The sequence below is a fragment of the Streptococcus sp. SK140 genome, from assembly GCF_000259525.1.
Classification (GTDB): domain Bacteria; phylum Bacillota; class Bacilli; order Lactobacillales; family Streptococcaceae; genus Streptococcus.
The window spans coordinates 22,125-41,246 of record NZ_AJML01000026.1 but is presented as its reverse complement, the minus strand read 5'-3'; the positions used below and the strand labels follow the sequence as shown (position 1 = coordinate 41,246).

The following is a 19,122-nucleotide window of genomic DNA, read 5'->3' as shown; positions in this document are numbered from 1 at the left end:
AAAAGGAGATACATATGAAACAATTATCTAGTGCACAAGTCCGCCAAATGTGGCTTGATTTCTGGGCTACAAAAGGCCACTCAGTAGAACCATCCGTTAGCTTGGTTCCAGTAAACGACCCAACACTTTTGTGGATCAACTCAGGGGTTGCTACTCTTAAAAAATACTTTGATGGAACTATCATTCCTGAAAATCCACGTATTACCAATGCTCAAAAGGCTATCCGTACCAACGATATCGAAAACGTAGGTAAGACTGCCCGTCACCATACTATGTTTGAAATGTTGGGGAACTTCTCAATCGGGGATTACTTCCGTGACGAAGCAATTACATGGGCTTATGAGCTTTTGACAAGTCCTGAGTGGTTTGACTTCCCTAAAGACAAACTTTACATGACTTATTATCCAGATGATAAGGATTCATACAACCGCTGGATTGAAGTGGGAGTAGATCCAAGTCATTTGATCCCAATCGAAGACAACTTCTGGGAAATCGGTGCGGGACCTTCTGGACCTGATACAGAAATCTTCTTCGACCGTGGAGAAGCTTTTGACCCAGAAAATATCGGTCTTCGTCTTCTTGCAGAAGATATCGAAAACGACCGTTATATCGAAATCTGGAACATTGTATTGTCACAATTTAACGCTGACCCTGCTGTTCCTCGTAGCGAGTACAAAGAATTGCCACACAAAAACATTGATACGGGCGCTGGTTTGGAGCGTTTGGTGGCGGTTATCCAAGGGGCTAAGACAAACTTTGAAACAGACCTCTTCATGCCAATCATTCGTGAAGTTGAGAAATTATCTGGTAAGGTTTACGACCAAGATGGCGACAACATGAGCTTCAAGGTTATTGCAGACCATATCCGTTCTCTTTCATTTGCGATTGGTGATGGTGCCCTTCCTGGAAATGAAGGTCGTGGTTATGTCCTCCGTCGTCTTCTTCGTCGTGCCTCTATGCATGGTCAAAAATTGGGTATCAATGAGCCTTTCCTTTACAAACTCGTTCCAACTGTTGGAAAAATCATGGAAAGCTACTACCCAGAAGTGCTTGAAAAACGTGACTTTATTGAGAAAATCGTTAAGAGCGAAGAAGAGTCATTTGCTCGTACTCTTCACTCAGGTCAACACTTTGCCCAAGGTATCGTAGCAGACTTGAAAGAAAAAGGTCAATCTGTCATCGCCGGTCAAGATGTCTTTAAACTCTATGATACATACGGATTCCCAGTGGAATTGACAGAAGAAATCGCTGAAGAAGCTGGTATGACTGTAGACCGTGAAGGCTTCGAAGCAGCCATGAAGGAACAACAAGAACGTGCGCGTGCCTCTGCAGTCAAAGGTGGATCTATGGGTATGCAAAACGAAACCCTTCAAAACATCACTGTAGAAAGTGTCTTCAACTACAATGCTAGTCAATTGTCTTCTAAGTTGGTTGCTATCGTAGCTGATAATGCTGAAGTAGAAGCTGTATCAGAAGGAACTGCGTCACTTATCTTTGCAGAAACTCCATTCTACGCTGAAATGGGTGGACAAGTTGCGGACCATGGTCAAATCTTGGATGCTGCAGGAAATGTCGTAGCGATTGTAACAGACGTTCAAAAAGCACCAAACGGACAAGCATTGCACACCGTTGAAGTTCTTGCTCCTCTTGCTTTGAACCAAGAATACACTTTGGCCATCGATAGCAATCGTCGTCATCGTGTCATGAAGAACCACACAGCCACTCACTTGCTCCATGCAGCTCTTCATAATATCCTTGGCCACCATGCTACTCAAGCAGGTTCACTTAATGAAGTAGAATTCCTTCGCTTTGACTTCACTCACTTCCAAGCCGTGACTCCTGAAGAATTGCGTGCTATTGAGCAACAAGTCAATGAGAAGATTTGGGAAGCCATCGCAGTGGAAACAGTTGAGACTGATATTGACACAGCTAAAGAAATGGGAGCTATGGCCCTCTTTGGTGAGAAATATGGTAAGGAAGTTCGCGTAGTCACTATCGGGGACTATTCAGTAGAGCTTTGTGGTGGTACTCACGTTGGCAATACTTCTGAAATCGGTCTCTTCAAGATTGTCAAAGAAGAAGGGATCGGATCAGGAACTCGTCGTATCTTGGCAGTGACTGGTAAAGAGGCCTTTGAAGCTTATCGTGACCAAGAAGATGCACTGAAAGCAGTCGCAGCAACCTTGAAAGCTCCTCAACTCAAAGAAGTACCTCACAAGGTGGAAGGACTTCAAGAGCAACTCCGTCAATTGCAAAAAGAAAATGCAGAATTGAAGGAAAAAGCAGCAGCAGCGGCGGCAGGTGATGTCTTCAAGAATGTTCAAGAAGCAAACGGCCACCGTTACATTGCCAGCCAAGTATCTGTATCAGATGCAGGTGCCCTTCGTACCTTTGCGGATAACTGGAAACAAAAAGATTACTCTGATGTTCTTGTTCTTGTCGCAGCTATCGGTGATAAGGTCAATGTCCTTGTAGCCAGCAAGACAAAAGAGGTGCATGCAGGTAATGTGATTAAAGAATTAGCTCCAATCGTTGATGGACGTGGTGGTGGTAAACCAGACATGGCCATGGCAGGAGGAAGCAATCAAGCGAAAATCCAAGAATTGTTGGATGCAGTAGCAGGTAAATTGTAAGAAAATAAAGATCTATCCAGTAGGGTAGGTCTTTTTGTTTAAAAATCATAGAGCAGTTGATTTCTTTGAAGAATAAGCGTATAATATATAAAAATTAATTGAGTGCTCACTCAATTTTGTTAGGGATTAGGAGAATTAGATAATGGTTATTAAAGCAATACAGTATAATCGTTTTGGTGATGAAAAAGTTCTAGATTTAGTAAATATTATATCTGAATCATTAGGAATGAATCAAGTTAGAGTAAAAGTATTTGCTGTTGGTCTAAATCCTATTGATTACAAAACTTTCGAGGGGGCGAAGCCACTTCGTTTTTTGAGTTTTTTGACAAAATTAAAACAACCAGGTCGTTGGTTTGAATCAAAATCATCTTTATTTCCAAGAGGTATCGCTAGGGATTTTGCTGGTGTTATCACAGAAATTGGTGATGGAGTGAGTCGATTTTCAGTAGGTGATAAGGTTTTTGGAACAATAATAAGTGATCCTGGACTTGGTACTAAGAGGGGTGCGTTAGCAACAGAAATTTGTGTTAGCGAATCAGAAATTGCATTGAAACCAGACAATATTGATATGTATCATGCTGCTACTATGGGGGTGGCTTCTTTAACAGTCGGTGGTGCTTTTAGAAGAATTAATTTAAATTCTAAAGATGTTGTAGTTATTTCAGCAGCTTCAGGTGGCATTGGTAGCATTGCAGTACAGTATGCGGTTGCTAAGGGCGCAACTGTTATTGGTATTGCGAGCAAGAAAAATTCAGAATATCTAGAATCATTAGGTGCTATACCAGTATCTTATGAAGGGGATGTCCAAAAGTCTCTTTTATCAGTAGCTCCAAAACCTATTACAAAATTCTTGGATTGCTATGGTGGTGATTACGTTAAATTAGCTTTCCATCTTGGATTGAACGGAACTGATATTGGAACTTTAGTACCTTCACCATATGTTTTAATAAGAGGAGCTCAGTTCACAGGTCCGAGACATTCCACTTATGATGATTTTAAAATTCTAGAGGAGATGGTCTCAGATGGAAAAGTTCAGCTGAATATTGAGAAAGAGTATAGTTTTTCTCTGGAGTCAGTTAGAGAGGCATATCGTAGTCTAAAATTAGGACATACCCGTGGTAAAAGAATTATTAAAATAAGAGAGTAGATAGAGGGGGCAGGAATGGAAAGTATAGAATATAAGTTTGCTGAGACATTAAAAAGCAGTGAATTAAGTTTAAAACAAAGTCAAGTATTAATATCCAGTTTAAAATTATTTTCCGAGATTGGTTTTGAAAATACAACATCTAATCTTATTGCTGAACATGCTGGCGTCTCAGAAGGAACCGTTTTTAGTTATTTTAAAACCAAGGAAGGTATCCTAGATGCTATTTTATCTACATTTCTAGAGCAAGTTATTCCAGAAGTGATTGCTGATTTTTCAGATAAGAGATTTACAATAGAGCAAAAATCTTTTTCACTTTTTCTAAGAAGCATCGTTCGGGATAGGTTAATTTTTATTCATAACAATAAAATGCAAGTTAAAATTCTTTTGAGTCGTTCACTTATTGATAAAACTATTTCTGAAGAGTTAGGGAATATCATTGTACACTCTATCATTAATCCGATTAGTCCTGTTTTGAATCAATTTAAAGAAAATGGTGTTATCCGAGATTGGTCAAATGAAAGGATCGTTCGCTATATTTTAGCTTTAAGTCTTTCTTATATTGTTCCTATGATTATAAATGACAAAGAAGATATAAACATTGATAAAGTAACAAATGAAATTGTCGAATGTCTTTCTTTTTCCTTAGTTATCGTAAAATAACTATTAATTTTAAGTTCACTAAAAAATTAAGAGAGCTCTTTTTAAAACCAAAATAAAAATCCCCAATCATAATGATTGAGGATTGAGCAAATGAATTTTAAACAATACCTTTACTATCATAGCATTGGCTACATTAGTATACTGCCATCTATTCATCTGATAAGAGGGATTTTATCATCCAGATATTCATAGCTGGGTGGCCGGCGGCGTTAGAAAGTGGTTGTTGCAATGTTGTAAAACCATAGTGTTGATAGATGGCCACAGCCGTAGCCAGTTCAGTAGAGGTCTCTAGATAAAGCTGTTCATAACCAGCTATGCGGGCTTCCTGGAATATCCGCTTTATCAACCTGCTGGAATAACCTTTGCCACGGCTATTTTTAGTGACATACAGTTTTTGTAATTCAGCAATCTTATCGGACACAGGTGCAAAGCCACCGCAGCCAACCAGCTGACCTTCATCTTCCAGAACAAAGTAAGCTGCTCTCTCTTGCTGTTGATAATAGTCGGCCAAATGATCTAGATGAAAATCAAAGTAGACAGTTCCTGGTTTGTCAAGCCCGAATTCTTCTAGGCTAGCTCGAATGAGCTGCGCTACAGCTGAATTGTCTCTTACTTCCATCGGCCGTAAGTTCATCATTTGTCCTCCGATAGGATGTATCGACTAATTAAACAATCCCTTGTGCAATCATAGCGTTTGCTACGTTTTCAAAGGCAGCGATATTTGCACCTGCAAGGTAGTCAGTTCCAAGACCGTAAGTTTCTGCAGTTGTTTTAGCAGTGTTGAAGATGTTAGTCATGATATCTTTCAAACGACCGTCAACTTCTTCACGTGTCCATGAAAGACGAAGGCTATTTTGGCTCATTTCGAGAGCAGATACAGCTACACCACCAGCATTGGCAGCTTTGGCAGGTCCGTAAAGGATTCCATTTTCCTTGTAAACTTTGATAGCTTCAAGGTCGCTAGGCATGTTAGCACCTTCAGATACACAGATAACTCCTTGAGCAACCAAGCGTTTCGCAGCTTCACCGTTGATCTCGTTTTGAGTCGCACATGGAAGAGCGATATCGTAGTTACCGGCGTAAGTCCATACAGAACCTTCGTAGTAGGTAGCAGTTGGTTTTTCTGCAGCGTACTCAGTCAAACGAGCACGGCGTTTTTCTTTAACGTCTGTAAGAAGGTCGAAGTCGATACCATTTTCATCGATAACATAACCATTTGAGTCAGATACTGAGATAACAGTTGCACCAAGTTCAGTTGCTTTTTGAAGAGCGTATTGAGCTACGTTACCAGAACCTGAAATCACAACTTTCTTACCAGCAAAGCTGTTTCCGTTAGCTTTAAGCATTTCTTCAGTGTAGTAAACCAATCCATAACCAGTTGCTTCCGGACGGATCAAGCTACCACCAAATCCAAGAGGTTTACCAGTCAAGACACCAGCATCAAATTGGTTGAGGCGTTTGTACTGTCCGTAAAGGTAACCAATTTCACGTCCACCTACACCGATATCACCAGCAGGTACGTCAAGAGATGGTCCAATGTATTTTTGCAATTCAGTCATGAAGCTTTGGCAGAAGCGCATCACTTCAGCATCGGTCTTCCCTTTAGGATCAAAGTCTGACCCACCTTTACCTCCACCGATTGGAAGTCCAGTCAAAACGTTTTTAAAAATTTGTTCGAATCCGAGGAATTTCAAGATTCCTTGGTTAACAGTTGGGTGGAAACGAAGTCCGCCTTTGTATGGTCCAACAGCTGAGTTGAATTGAACACGGTAACCACGGTTAACTTGAACTTTTCCATCACGGTCAACCCATGGAACACGGAAAGAAATTACGCGTTCAGGCTCAGTGATACGTGCCAAGATATTTTCTTCAATATACTCAGGGTGTTTTTCAAAGACAGGCTCCAAAGTGCTGAAGAATTCTTCAACCGCCTGGAGAAATTCAGCCTCATGCCCGTTACGAGCTTTTACAGTTTCAAACACGCTTTGGATATATTCTTTAGCAGATGTCATATCGTTCTCCTTTTTGTTGTCATATTTTATTACATGAGTCATTATAGCAGAAAATTTTTTCAGTGTAAAGAAAAAAACACAAATTTTCTAAAAATTCTTTCAATTTGACACAACTGATTCAGAACTTGCTAAAAAACGAACCTTTTCTATGGAAATGGTTTTATTGAAAAGCAAAAGTCAAAGTATGGTATAATATTAAACATAAAAAGGAATCTGGAGGAACAGAATCATGGTATCAACTAAAACACAGATTGCTGGTTTTGAGTTTGACAATTGCTTGATGAATGCGGCAGGAGTTGCTTGTATGACAATTGAGGAGTTAGAAGGTGTCAAAAATTCAGCAGCAGGAACCTTTGTCACTAAGACAGCAACCTTGGAATTTCGTCAGGGGAATCCTGAACCACGTTATCAAGATGTTCCACTCGGTTCAATCAACTCTATGGGTCTACCAAATAATGGTTTAGACTATTACTTAAACTATCTATTGGAATTGCAAGACAAGGAACCAAACCGTACCTTCTTTCTATCATTAGTTGGAATGTCTCCAGAGGAAACTCACACTATTTTAAAGAAGGTTCAAGAGAGTGATTTTCGTGGGTTGACTGAGCTCAATCTCTCATGTCCAAATGTACCTTGTAAACCTCAGATTGCCTATGACTTTGAAACTACTGATCGTATCTTATCAGAAGTCTTTGAGTATTTTACAAAACCATTAGGAATTAAGCTTCCACCTTATTTTGATATTGTACATTTTGATCAAGCAGCAACTATTTTCAACAAATATCCACTTAAGTTTGTCAATTGTGTCAACTCTATCGGAAATGGTCTTTATATTGAAGATGAGTCAGTCGTGATTCGTCCTAAGAATGGCTTTGGTGGAATCGGTGGAGAATACATCAAACCAACAGCTCTTGCTAATGTCCATGCTTTTTATCAACGCTTGAATCCAGAAATTCAAATCATCGGAACAGGTGGGGTATTAACAGGACGTGATGCCTTTGAACATATCCTATGTGGTGCCAGCATGGTGCAGGTAGGAACTACCCTGCACAAAGAAGGTGTAGGTGCTTTTGATCGCATTACAAACGAACTCAAAGAAATTATGACGGAAAAAGGTTATGAAAACCTTGAAGATTTCCGTGGTAAATTGAATTATATTGATTAAATAAAAGAGAAACTAAAAAGAAAGGAGAAATGATGCTAGCAATAGAAGAAAGCCAAAAGCTATCTTTATCAAATTTACCTAGTTTGACCTTGTTTACAGGCCCTGATCAAGGACAGTATGAAATCATGAAAACTCAGGTGCTAAAGCAAATCGGCTACGATTCTGCTGATTTGAACTTTGCTTATTTTGATATGAAAGAAGTAGACTACAAAAGCTTGGAACTAGAGCTGGTCAGTCTTCCTTTCTTTGCGGATGAAAAAATTGTTATTTTAGATCATTTTCTCGATATAACAACAGCTAAAAAACGCTATCTATCTGATGACGAGCTTAAGGCTTTTGAAGAATATTTGGAAAATCCATCTCCGACGAGTAAATTAGTTATTTTTGCTGAAGGGAAGCTGGATAGTAAGAGACGTTTAGTCAAATTACTCAAGAGGGATGCCAAGATTTTTGAAGCCCTTGAACCAAAAGAGCAAGAGATGCGAGCTTATTTTCAAAAGTGGTCTCAGGAACAAGGACTTTCCTTTGATGGAAAATCCTTCGAACAGTTACTTATCAAATCAGGTTTTCAATTCAGTGAAATTCAGAAAAATCTACTCTTCTTACAGTCTTATAAGGATGATGACCGAATTACCGAAGAAGACATTGTTGAGGCCATACCAAAGACTTTGCAGGATAATATCTTTGATTTAACTCAGTTAATATTGACTAAGAAGATTGATCAGGCACGTGATTTAGTAAAAGATTTGACTTTGCAGGGAGAAGATGAGATTAAACTGATTGCCATTATGTTGGGGCAGTTCAGACTCTATACACAAGTGAAAATTTTGCAAGAGTCTGGTCAGTCAGAGTCCCAGATGGTCAGCAGTTTAGGTCACTATCTTGGTCGCAATCCTAATCCCTACCAAATCAAATTTGCCCTTCGTGATTCTCGAAGACTATCCCTTGATTTTCTCCAGAATTCTATTCGTTATCTCATCCAAGCTGATTACCAAATTAAGACAGGAGTTTATGAGAAAGGTTACCTGTTTGAGAAGGCTCTATTGCAGATTGCTAGCCAGTCAAATTGAGCAAATAACTTGAAAAAATAGGATGATTGCGTTATCATCTTTATATAGAAAGAAAAAGAGGTATTACAGATGGCTATTATCTTACCAGATCTTCCATACGCTTACGATGCATTGGAACCATACATCGATGCTGAAACAATGCACTTGCACCATGACAAACACCACCAAACTTACGTTAACAATGCAAATGCAGCTCTTGAAAAACACCCTGAAATCGGTGAAGACCTTGAAGCTTTGCTTACTGATGTAGAATCTATCCCAGCTGATATCCGTCAAGCGCTTATCAACAACGGTGGTGGACACTTGAACCACGCTCTTTTCTGGGAATTGATGACTCCTGAAAAAACAGCTCCTTCAGCAGAACTTGCAGCAGCAATCGATGAAACTTTCGGTTCATTCGAAGAATTCCAAGCAGCCTTCACTGCAGCAGCAACAACTCGTTTTGGTTCTGGATGGGCATGGTTGGTTGTTAATAAAGAAGGTAAACTTGAGGTAACTTCAACAGCAAACCAAGACACACCAATTTCAGAAGGTAAAAAACCAATCTTGGGCTTGGACGTTTGGGAACATGCTTACTACGTGAAATACCGTAACGTTCGTCCTGACTACATCAAAGCTTTCTTCTCAGTTATCAACTGGAATAAAGTAGATGAACTTTACGCAGCAGCGAAATAATCTTAAGAACGACACCTTTGGGTTAGAATTACATCTAACTGGAGAGGTGTTTTTTAGTTGCTTTTCTTAGAAGTAACTGTCTTATGATTTTCCTTTGTTGGATAGGCTTGATTTATGGTATAATGATAAGATAGAAATCGAAGGAGAAATCATGAATATTCAACAATTACGCTACGTTGTAGCTATTGCTAATAGTGGTACTTTTCGTGAAGCGGCTGAGAAGATGTACGTTAGTCAGCCTAGTCTATCTATTTCTGTAAGAGACTTGGAAAAAGAACTTGGCTTTAAGATTTTCCGCAGAACCAGTTCAGGAACTTTTCTTACACGTCGTGGGATGGAATTTTATGAAAAGGCACAAGAATTGGTTAAAGGATTTGATGTTTTCCAAAATCAGTATGCCAATCCTGAAGAGGAGAAAGATGAGTTTTCAATAGCCAGCCAGCACTATGATTTCTTGCCACCAACCATTACAGCTTTTTCGCAACAATATCCTGACTATAAGAATTTCCGTATTTTTGAATCAACAACTGTTCAGATTTTGGATGAAGTAGCTCAAGGACATAGTGAGATTGGAATTATCTACCTCAACAATCAAAACCAAAAGGGAATTATGCAACGGGTTGAAAAGTTAGGACTTGAAGTGATTGAGTTGATTCCTTTCCAGACGCATATCTATCTGCGTGAAGGGCATCCTTTAGCCAAGAAAAAAGAGTTGGTCATGGAGGATTTGGCTGATTTACCAACAGTTCGATTCACACAGGAAAAGGATGAGTATCTTTATTACTCAGAGAACTTTGTGGATACAAGTGCTAGCTCTCAAATGTTTAACGTAACTGACCGCGCTACCTTAAATGGGATTCTTGAAAGAACAAATGCTTATGCGACTGGATCTGGATTCTTAGATAGCGATAGTGTGAACGGGATCACCGTTATTCCGCTAAATGATAATCTCAATAATCGCATGGTTTATGTGAAACGTGAAGAAGTAGACTTGAGCCAAGCAGGGGCTTTATTTGTAGAGGTTATGCAAGAGTATTTTGATCAGAAGAGGAAAGCATGAAAAAAAGAGGAATAATTGCAGGGATTATAGGAGCCTTGATTGTCTTAGATCAATTTGTAAAGGCGTACGTCGTTCAGAATATTGCTCTTGGTGAAGTTAAATCCTGGATCCCAAATCTAGTTAGTTTAACCTATCTGCAAAATAGAGGAGCAGCCTTTTCTATGCTCCAAGATCAACAGTGGTTTTTTGCAGTGATTACCCTGGTAGTCATGGTTGGAGCTATCTGGTATCTTCATAAGCATATAGAGGATTCCTTCTGGACAGTCTTTGGATTGGTTTTGATTATTGCAGGTGGTCTGGGAAACTTTATCGATCGCATCAGTCAAGGATTTGTCGTGGATATGTTTCACTTAGACTTTGTTAATTTTGCCATATTCAATGTGGCTGATAGCTATCTGACGGTCGGAGTGATTGTATTATTGCTTGCAATGCTAAAAGAGGAAATGAATGGAAATTAAAATTGAAACAGGTGGACTACGCTTAGATAAGGCTTTGTCAGATTTAACAGAACTGTCGCGAAGTCTCGCCAATGAACAAATCAAATCAGGTCAAGTCTTGGTTAATGGTCAGGTCAAAAAAGCCAAGTATACGGTTCAAGAGGGCGATATCGTTACTTATCAGGTGCCAGAACCAGAAGTTTTGGAGTATGTAGCTGAAGATATTCCTCTAGAAATCATTTATCAAGATGAGGATGTAGCAGTAGTCAATAAACCTCAAGGGATGGTTGTTCATCCAAGTGCTGGACATACCAGTGGTACCTTGGTTAACGCCCTTATGTACCACATCAAAGACCTATCAGGCATCAATGGTGTCTTGCGTCCAGGGATTGTCCATCGTATTGATAAGGATACTTCAGGTCTCTTGATGATTGCTAAAAACGATGATGCCCATTTAGCACTAGCTCAAGAATTGAAGGACAAGAAGTCTCTTCGTAAATATTGGACCATCGTTCATGGAAATCTTCCAAATGACCGTGGTGTGATTGAAGCACCAATCGGACGTAGCGAAAAAGACCGTAAGAAACAAGCTGTGACTGCAAAAGGGAAACCAGCAGTGACACGTTTCCAAGTCTTGGAGCGCTTTGGTGATTATACCTTGCTGGAATTGCAACTGGAAACTGGAAGAACTCACCAAATCCGTGTACACATGGCTTATATCGGTCATCCTGTCGCTGGCGATGAGGTCTATGGCCCTCGTAAAACCTTGAAAGGACATGGGCAATTTCTCCATGCCAAGACACTTGGATTTACCCATCCAAGAACAGGGGAAACTATGGAATTTACTTCCGAAATCCCAGATATCTTTAAAGAGACTTTGGAAAAACTTCGAAATAACTAGACAGAAAAAGGACTCAAGCGAGTCCCTTTTTATTTGCGTTTTTTCTTAGCTTTTTTCATTTTATTAGCCATGCGTTTCATGGATTGCTTCATAGCAAATTCCCCGATTTTGCCCTTGAGACCTCCACCAAACATCTGGCTCATATCTGGCATTCCTGCTCCACCAAGAGCTGAAAGGTCAGGCATTCCACCTTGTCCCATCATACCTTCAAGGGCTGACATATCCATACCCCCAGGCATATTTTTAGGAAGATTGTTAGGGTTGATGCCCATCTGTTTCATCATCTTGTTCATGTCACCAGACATGACACCTTGCATGAGTTGTTTAGCTTGGTTGAAGTCCTTGATGAACTTGTTGACTTCGATAAAGGTATTACCAGAACCGGCAGCGATACGACGACGGCGACTTGGAGTAAGCAAGTCTGGGTTTTCACGTTCTTCAGGAGTCATAGAAGAGACGATGGCACGTTTGCGAGCAATTTGTTTTTCATCCACCTTCATATTTTGAAGGGCAGGATTGTTGGCCATACCTGGAATCATCTTGAGCAAATCTTCCATTGGGCCCATATTTTGCACCTGATCCAACTGATCGATGAAATCGTTGAAATCAAAGGTATTTTCTCGCATCTTTTCAGCCATTTCAAGGGCTTTTTGCTCGTCGTATTCTTGGGAAGCTTTCTCAATCAGAGTCAGCATATCCCCCATACCGAGAATACGGCTAGCCATACGGTCTGGGTGGAAGGTTTCGATGTCTGTAATTTTTTCACCAGTACCAGTGAACTTGATTGGTTTTCCAGTGATGTGACGAACAGAAAGGGCTGCACCACCACGAGTATCCCCATCAATCTTTGTAAGGATAACACCAGTGACTTCTAATTGAGCGTTAAATTCACGCGCAACGTTGGCAGCTTCCTGACCAATCATGGCATCGATGACCAAGAGAATCTCATTTGGTTGAGCAAGGGCTTTAACGTCACGAAGCTCATTCATGAGAAGTTCGTCAATTTGCAAACGACCGGCCGTATCGATCAAGACATAGTCGTTATGGTTGGCTTTTGCTTGCTCCAAACCTTGGCGAACAATCTCAACTGCAGGAACTTCAGTACCAAGAGCAAATACCGGAACATCAATTTGTTGTCCGAGTGTCTTGAGCTGGTCAATAGCAGCAGGACGATAGATATCAGCTGCGATCATTAAAGGACGAGCATCCTCTTCCTTTTTGAGTTTATTGGCAAGCTTTCCAGCGAAGGTTGTTTTACCAGCACCCTGCAAACCGACCATCATGATAATGGTTGGGATTTTTGGTGACTTGATAATCTCAGCTGTGTCTGAACCAAGGACTTCTGTCAATTCTTCATTGACAATCTTGATGATTTGTTGGGCTGGATTGAGGGTATCAATCACTTCATGTCCGACGGCACGTTCACGAACCTTCTTGATAAAGTCCTTGACAACTGGTAAAGCAACGTCGGCTTCTAAAAGAGCTAGACGAATTTCCTTGGTTGCTTCTTGGATATCGCTCTCTGTAATTTTTCCTTTTTTACGTAGGTTTTTAAAGACGTTCTGCAAACGTTCTGTTAAATTTTCAAATGCCATTATTTTCTCCTATTTTTTCAATTCAGTGGAAATCGTCCGAAATGTTGCAAACTCTCTAGTTCTTCGGTTGTGATTTCTTTCATGATTTCATTTGGATATCCCCAACAGCTAAATCCTTCTTTAAGGGCTTGAGGAATAGAATCAGGTGAGAGAATCTGTAGCCTTGTAGGAAATGGTTTCTCTGCAGCTAATAGTTTGCAAGGTATTCCTTTATAGACAACAAGATTTTCCATGATTACTCCCTATTATCAATACTGGTCAAAATCTCAATTTGCTCTTGCAGAAAAGTATCCTCTGGATAACGCTCCAAAATCTGATCAAAAATCTGACTGCGAACAATGTAGTCAGAGTACATATGGAGTTTCATCTCATAGTCTTCCAGAATCTTTTCAGTTCGTTTGATATTATCATAAACGGCCTGGCGACTGACACCGAATTCTTCAGCAATTTCAGCCAAACTATAGTCGTCTGCATAGTAGAGTTCGATATAGTTCATCTGCTTATCAGTCAAAAGGGCTGCATAAAATTCAAACAGAGCATTCATTCGATTGGTTTTTTCAATTTCCATAAGATTTATTATACCAAAAAAAAGCCTAATTCGCTAGCTGGGGGCTGATTTTAGCGAGAAGTTAGAAAATAAGCTTTTCACTGTTCTTTTCTGACTATGAAGGCTTTTTTTGATATAATGGATAGGATTATAATGATTTAGAAAGAGGTAGTCATGAAAGAATTAGAATCAGTGTTACAAGACCGTTTTGAACTTGTTTTTACAGATAAAAGCTTACTTGAAACAGCTTTTACCCATACCAGTTATGCCAATGAGCACCGCCTCTTAAAAATTTCACACAACGAACGCTTGGAATTTTTAGGAGACGCTGTTCTGCAATTATTGATTTCAGAATATCTGTTTAAAAAATACCCTAAAAAACCAGAAGGGGACCTGTCTAAACTCCGTGCTATGATTGTACGAGAAGAAAGTTTGGCTGGTTTTGCCCGTGATTGTCAGTTTGACCAGTTTATCAAGCTTGGTAAAGGAGAGGAAAAATCAGGAGGCCGTAATCGTGATACCATCTTGGGTGATGCCTTCGAAGCCTTTTTAGGTGCTCTCCTTTTAGATAAGGATATAAAGACTGTTAAAACCTTTATCTATCAAGTCATGATCCCTAAGGTTGAGGCTGGTGATTTTGAGATGATTAAAGATTACAAGACTCATCTGCAAGAATTGCTCCAAGTTAATGGAGATGTTGATATTCGTTATCAGGTGATTTCAGAGATTGGGCCAGCCCATGATAAGATGTTTGAGGTTGAAGTCCTTGTTGAGGGGCAAAGTCTAGGTTCAGGTAAAGGACGCTCTAAAAAATTGGCCGAGCAGGAAGCCGCTAAAAATGCAGTTGAGAAAGGGCTGGATTCATGTATTTAAAGGAAATTGAGATCCAAGGGTTTAAGTCCTTTGCTGACAAGACCAAGGTTGTTTTTGACCAAGGGGTGACGGCGGTTGTAGGACCAAATGGTTCTGGGAAATCAAATATCACTGAAAGCCTCCGTTGGGCACTTGGTGAATCTAGTGTCAAGAGTCTGCGTGGTGGGAAGATGCCTGATGTCATCTTTGCAGGAACAGAAAGTCGGAAGTCTCTAAACTACGCTTCTGTTATTGTTACTTTGGATAACCAAGATGGCTTTATCAAGGATGCAGGCCAGGAAATCAAAGTTGAACGTCATATCTATCGGAGTGGAGATAGTGAGTACAAGATTGACGGCAAAAAAGTTCGTCTCCGTGATATTCATGATCTTTTCTTAGATACTGGACTCGGGCGCGATTCCTTCTCTATTATTTCCCAAGGGAAGGTCGAAGAAATCTTCAATTCTAAACCTGAAGAACGTCGGGCTATTTTTGAAGAAGCTGCCGGAGTTTTAAAGTATAAAACTCGTCGTAAAGAGACGGAAAGTAAACTCCAACAAACCCAAGATAACTTGGATCGTTTAGAAGACATCATCTATGAGCTGGACAATCAAATCAAGCCCTTGGAAAAACAAGCAGCAACAGCTCGTAAATTTATTGAACTAGATAGTCAACGTAAAGCTATCTACTTGGATGTTTTGGTTGCTCAGATTCAAAACAATAAGGCTGAATTGGATCTAACAGAAGAAGAATTAAACCAAGTCCAAGAACTTTTAACCGGTTATTATCAAAAACGTCAAGACTTAGAAGAAGAAAATCAAGCTCTCAAAAAGAAACGTCATGATTTGCAGGCTGAGATGGCAAAAGATCAGTCAAGCTTGATGGATTTAACTAGTTTAATCAGTGATTTAGAACGTAAGTTAGCTTTATCTAAACTAGAAACTGAGCAAGTTGCCCTCAATCAACAAGAAGCGCAGACCCGTTTGGCTAGTTTGGATGAAAAGAGAAATGCTCTCATTCAGGAGAAGGAAGAAAAAGAAGCAAATCTCAGTCAGTTAGAAGAAAATTTAGCGGTCAATACGAAGGAACTCAATCGTTTAGAAGCTGAGTTATTAGCTTTTTCTGATGATCCAGATCAAATGATTGAGCAATTGCGTGAACGCTTCGTTGCCTTTCTGCAAGAAGAAGCTGATGTGTCTAACCAATTGACAAGGATTGAAAATGATCTTGAGAATAGTCGCCAACAGACTCAAAAGCAAGAAGAACAATTAGAATCCTTGAAGGAACAATTGGCTTCTGCCAAGTCCAAGGCTAGTGAGCAAGAAGTTGCCCTTAAATCAGCTAAAGAAGAAGTACAGAACTTACTCTCTGACTATCAAACCAGTGCCAAAGAAGAAGAAGCACAAAAGCAGGCTTATCAAAGTCAGCAAAATCAACTCTTCGACCGTTTAGATAGTTTGAAAAACAAGCAGGCCAAGGCACAAAGTTTGGAAAATATTCTTAAAAACCATAGCAATTTTTATGCAGGTGTTAAGAGTGTACTACAAGAAAAAAATCGCTTGGGCGGTATTATTGGAGCAGTCAGTGAACATTTAACCTTTGATGTTCGTTATCAGACAGCACTTGAAATTGCTCTCGGCGCAAGTAGCCAACACATTATCGTTGAAGATGAACAGGCAGCTACTAAGGCCATCGATTTTCTTAAGAGAAATCGAGCGGGTCGCGCTACCTTCCTACCCTTGACAACTATCAAAGCTCGTAGCATTACAGGTCAAAACCAAGATGTGATTGCCTCAAGTTCAGGCTTTCTTGGCATGGCAGATGAACTGGTTACCTTTGATGCTAAGCATGAAGCCATCTTTAAAAACCTGCTAGCTACGACAGCTATCTTTGATACAGTCGAGCATGCGCGTGATGCGGCTCGTAAAGTACGCTATCAAGTTCGCATGGTAACCCTAGATGGTACAGAATTGCGAACAGGTGGGTCTTATGCTGGTGGTGCCAATCGTCAAAATAACAGTATTTTCATCAAGCCTGAATTGGAGCAGTTGCAAAAAGAGATTGCTCAAGAAGAAAAGCTTCTGCATCAAGAGGAAGAAAATCTGAAGTCAGTTCAAGAATCCTTGAACGAACTTAGTCAAACTTTGGAGACCATTAAGTCCCAAGGAGAGCAGGCTCGTATTCAGGAACAAGGCTTGTATCTTGCTTATCAACAAACTTGCCAGCAAGTCGAAGAACTCGAAACACTCTTAAAACTTCAGGAGCAAGAATTAACTAATCTCAGAGGTGGAGATTGGCAAGCTGAAAAAGAAAAATGCCAAGAACGTCTCGCAGTTATTGCAACCGAAAAGCAAAAGCTGGAATCTGAGATTGAAGAAATCAAGTCCAATAAAAATGCTATTCAGGAGCGCTATCAAAACTTACAGGAAAAACTTTCCCAAGAGCGTCTTCGTAAAACAGAAATGTTAGGTCAAAAGCGTTATGAAGTTTCAGATATTGAACGGATCAACAAAGAACTTGAGAACCTCAATATCGAACAAGAAGAGATTGAACGTCTTTTGCAAGAAAAAGTAGACAATCTTGAAAAAGTTGATACAGAACTTTTGGCTAAGCAGGAATCAGAAGCTAAGAGTCAAAAGGAAGAAATTCAACAAGGATTGATTCGTAAGCAGTTTGAACTAGATGATATTGAAGGTCAATTGGATGATATTGCTAGTCATTTAGAACAAGCTCGTCAGCAAAATGAAGAATGGATTCGTAAGCAAACACGTGCAGAAGCGACTAAAGAGAAGATTACAGACCGCCTTCGCTATCTTCAAGGTCAACTGACTGAAGAATACCAGATTAGTTATACTGAAGCATTAGAACAAGCCAACCAATTGGAAGACTTGGCTGTCGCTGAACAAAAGGTTAAGGATTTGGAAAAATCCATTCGTTCACTTGGTCCAGTCAATTTGGATGCCATTGAACAGTTTGACGAAGTACACGAACGCTTGGAGTTCTTGAATAGTCAGCGCGACGATATTCTTTCTGCTAAAAATCTTCTTCTTGAGACCATTACAGAGATGAATGATGAAGTGAAGGAACGATTTAAATCAACCTTTGAAGCTATTCGTGAATCCTTCAAAGTAACCTTCAAGCAGATGTTTGGTGGTGGTCAAGCGGACCTAATCCTGACCGAGGGAGATTTATTGACAGCAGGTGTTGAAATCTCTGTTCAACCGCCAGGAAAGAAAATCCAATCACTCAACCTCATGAGTGGTGGCGAGAAAGCCTTGTCAGCTCTAGCTCTTCTTTTCTCAATCATCCGTGTTAAGACCATTCCATTTGTAATCCTAGATGAGGTAGAAGCTGCACTTGACGAGGCAAACGTTAAACGATTTGGGGATTATCTCAATCGATTTGATAAGGACAGCCAATTTATCGTCGTTACCCACCGTAAGGGAACCATGGCAGCAGCAGACTCTATCTATGGGGTTACCATGCAAGAATCTGGTGTATCTAAGATTGTCTCTGTAAAACTAAAAGATTTAGAGAATATGGATGCTTAGTTAGTGCTCGTTACAAATTTTTAAGCTAAGCATTTAAATAACCTTCAAGAAGTCGGAAGGGTTACAAAATAATTTGAGGAGCTTATATGGATTTTGATCTATTCCTAATGATCTGTAATTATATTGGGACTATAGCCTTTGCTGCTTCAGGAGCCATCAAAGGATTTGGTAAACGTTTAGATATTTTTGGAATCAGTTTATTGGCAATTGTAACTGCAGTAGGCGGAGGAATCCTAAGAGATTCCATTATTAGTCGCTTTCCAGCTTCTCTAGCAGATCCTAGCCCCATTTATGTCTCTATCCTAGTAGCTGTTATCATGTATGTCTTTGTGACTTCAAAACAGGCCAATGCCAGTCATGATAAAAAGTTCTATAAGTGGTTGAGGGAAGCCTATCTCATCTTTGACTCCATTGGGCTGATTATCTTCTCCTTGATTGGAGCGACAGCCTTAGTGGATAGCAAGCTAAATTTGATGTCTGCAGGGATTTTGGCTTGTCTAACAGGAGCCGGTGGTGGTATTATCCGAGACCTCTTAATCAACGAAGTTCCAAGTGTTCTAAAAGAAGACATTTATGCCCTTCTATCTTTCGTAATTGGAGTTATTTATTACTGGTTGGCCTTTGTTCTTCATTTTCCTAGAATTACTGCCTTTATCATTCTCTCGATAGTTGGCTTTGTGATTCGACTTTGTATTATTAAGTTCAAGCTCTCTTTGCCAAATATGGACAAGAGAACCTTGAATTGATGAATAAGCGAGAGTTATTTTATCAGCGTCTAATCTCATGTGGATTAGGCGTTATTTTTTTGCAAATACGG

General features: G+C 39.9%; 17 protein-coding genes. 12 read left to right on the top strand and 5 right to left on the bottom strand.

The window, feature by feature from the left end; translation table 11 throughout:
* Positions 1–14 precede the first annotated feature (14 nt).
* The 3 genes from alaS to HMPREF1116_RS07370 all read left to right on the top strand — a co-directional run bounded on the left by alaS (position 15) and on the right by HMPREF1116_RS07370 (position 4,440).
* Positions 15–2,633 carry an alanine--tRNA ligase gene (gene alaS / locus HMPREF1116_RS07380; RefSeq protein WP_000811783.1) on the top strand — a complete coding sequence of 873 codons (2,619 nt, stop codon included), beginning with the start codon at positions 15–17 and terminating at the stop codon, positions 2,631–2,633.
* Positions 2,634–2,775: 142 nt separating this feature from the next.
* Positions 2,776–3,780, top strand: a complete 1,005-nt coding sequence (locus tag HMPREF1116_RS07375; RefSeq protein WP_000234814.1) for an NADP-dependent oxidoreductase — start codon at positions 2,776–2,778, stop codon at positions 3,778–3,780.
* A 15-nt stretch (positions 3,781–3,795) separates the two neighbouring features.
* A complete protein-coding gene (locus tag HMPREF1116_RS07370; RefSeq protein ID WP_000443724.1) occupies positions 3,796–4,440 on the top strand; it encodes a TetR/AcrR family transcriptional regulator in 645 nt (214 codons plus the stop codon).
* Between the two features lie 148 nt (positions 4,441–4,588).
* On the opposite strand, the gene HMPREF1116_RS07365 is transcribed toward HMPREF1116_RS07370, so the two are convergent.
* Together HMPREF1116_RS07365 and gdhA are read right to left on the bottom strand one after the other, a co-directional pair.
* On the bottom strand, positions 4,589–5,074 hold the full coding sequence (locus HMPREF1116_RS07365) for a GNAT family N-acetyltransferase (RefSeq protein ID WP_001053567.1): 486 nt from the start codon (positions 5,072–5,074) through the stop codon (positions 4,589–4,591).
* A gap of 31 nt (positions 5,075–5,105) precedes the next feature.
* Positions 5,106–6,452 carry an NADP-specific glutamate dehydrogenase gene (gene gdhA / locus HMPREF1116_RS07360; protein ID WP_000199572.1) on the bottom strand — a complete coding sequence of 449 codons (1,347 nt, stop codon included), beginning with the start codon at positions 6,450–6,452 and terminating at the stop codon, positions 5,106–5,108.
* 229 nt (positions 6,453–6,681) lie between these two features.
* Between gdhA and HMPREF1116_RS07355 the strand changes: the two genes are divergently transcribed.
* From HMPREF1116_RS07355 to HMPREF1116_RS07330, 6 genes are all read left to right on the top strand, one after another.
* Positions 6,682–7,617: a dihydroorotate oxidase gene (locus HMPREF1116_RS07355; RefSeq protein WP_000255182.1), complete on the top strand. Its 936-nt coding sequence runs from the start codon at positions 6,682–6,684 to the stop codon at positions 7,615–7,617.
* 32 nt (positions 7,618–7,649) lie between these two features.
* Complete coding sequence (gene holA / locus HMPREF1116_RS07350) at positions 7,650–8,687, top strand: DNA polymerase III subunit delta (protein ID WP_000879629.1); 1,038 nt, start codon at positions 7,650–7,652, stop codon at positions 8,685–8,687.
* 69 nt (positions 8,688–8,756) lie between these two features.
* Positions 8,757–9,362 carry a superoxide dismutase SodA gene (gene sodA, locus HMPREF1116_RS07345; RefSeq protein ID WP_000974738.1) on the top strand — a complete coding sequence of 202 codons (606 nt, stop codon included), beginning with the start codon at positions 8,757–8,759 and terminating at the stop codon, positions 9,360–9,362.
* 151 nt (positions 9,363–9,513) lie between these two features.
* Positions 9,514–10,422, top strand: a complete 909-nt coding sequence (locus HMPREF1116_RS07340) for a LysR family transcriptional regulator (protein WP_001025726.1) — start codon at positions 9,514–9,516, stop codon at positions 10,420–10,422.
* Entirely contained in the window at positions 10,419–10,880 is a 462-nt protein-coding gene (gene lspA / locus HMPREF1116_RS07335) for a signal peptidase II (RefSeq protein ID WP_000745668.1), read from the top strand. Before HMPREF1116_RS07340 ends, lspA begins: the two co-directional genes overlap by 4 nt.
* Positions 10,870–11,760 carry an RluA family pseudouridine synthase gene (locus HMPREF1116_RS07330; RefSeq protein ID WP_000403209.1) on the top strand — a complete coding sequence of 297 codons (891 nt, stop codon included), beginning with the start codon at positions 10,870–10,872 and terminating at the stop codon, positions 11,758–11,760. The genes lspA and HMPREF1116_RS07330 overlap by 11 nt, the downstream gene beginning before the upstream one ends.
* A gap of 29 nt (positions 11,761–11,789) precedes the next feature.
* On the opposite strand, the gene ffh is transcribed toward HMPREF1116_RS07330, so the two are convergent.
* From ffh to HMPREF1116_RS07315, 3 genes are read right to left on the bottom strand one after another with little or no spacing between them, the layout of a single operon-like run.
* A complete protein-coding gene (gene ffh / locus HMPREF1116_RS07325) occupies positions 11,790–13,355 on the bottom strand; it encodes a signal recognition particle protein (protein WP_000863579.1) in 1,566 nt (521 codons plus the stop codon).
* A gap of 17 nt (positions 13,356–13,372) precedes the next feature.
* The gene (locus HMPREF1116_RS07320; protein ID WP_000429538.1) at positions 13,373–13,588 is read right to left on the bottom strand and encodes a hypothetical protein; all 216 of its coding nucleotides are present in this window, start codon (positions 13,586–13,588) and stop codon (positions 13,373–13,375) included.
* 2 nt (positions 13,589–13,590) lie between these two features.
* The gene (locus HMPREF1116_RS07315; protein ID WP_000402065.1) at positions 13,591–13,923 is read right to left on the bottom strand and encodes a putative DNA-binding protein; all 333 of its coding nucleotides are present in this window, start codon (positions 13,921–13,923) and stop codon (positions 13,591–13,593) included.
* Positions 13,924–14,076: 153 nt separating this feature from the next.
* On the opposite strand from HMPREF1116_RS07315, the gene rnc reads away from it, so the two are divergent.
* From rnc to HMPREF1116_RS07300, 3 genes are all read left to right on the top strand, one after another.
* On the top strand, positions 14,077–14,775 hold the full coding sequence (rnc, locus tag HMPREF1116_RS07310; protein WP_000661075.1) for a ribonuclease III: 699 nt from the start codon (positions 14,077–14,079) through the stop codon (positions 14,773–14,775).
* Positions 14,766–18,305: a chromosome segregation protein SMC gene (smc, locus tag HMPREF1116_RS07305; RefSeq protein WP_000280972.1), complete on the top strand. Its 3,540-nt coding sequence runs from the start codon at positions 14,766–14,768 to the stop codon at positions 18,303–18,305. The genes rnc and smc overlap by 10 nt, the downstream gene beginning before the upstream one ends.
* An 86-nt stretch (positions 18,306–18,391) precedes the next feature.
* Complete coding sequence (locus HMPREF1116_RS07300) at positions 18,392–19,051, top strand: trimeric intracellular cation channel family protein (protein WP_000344917.1); 660 nt, start codon at positions 18,392–18,394, stop codon at positions 19,049–19,051.
* The last annotated feature ends 71 nt before the right edge of the window (positions 19,052–19,122 follow it).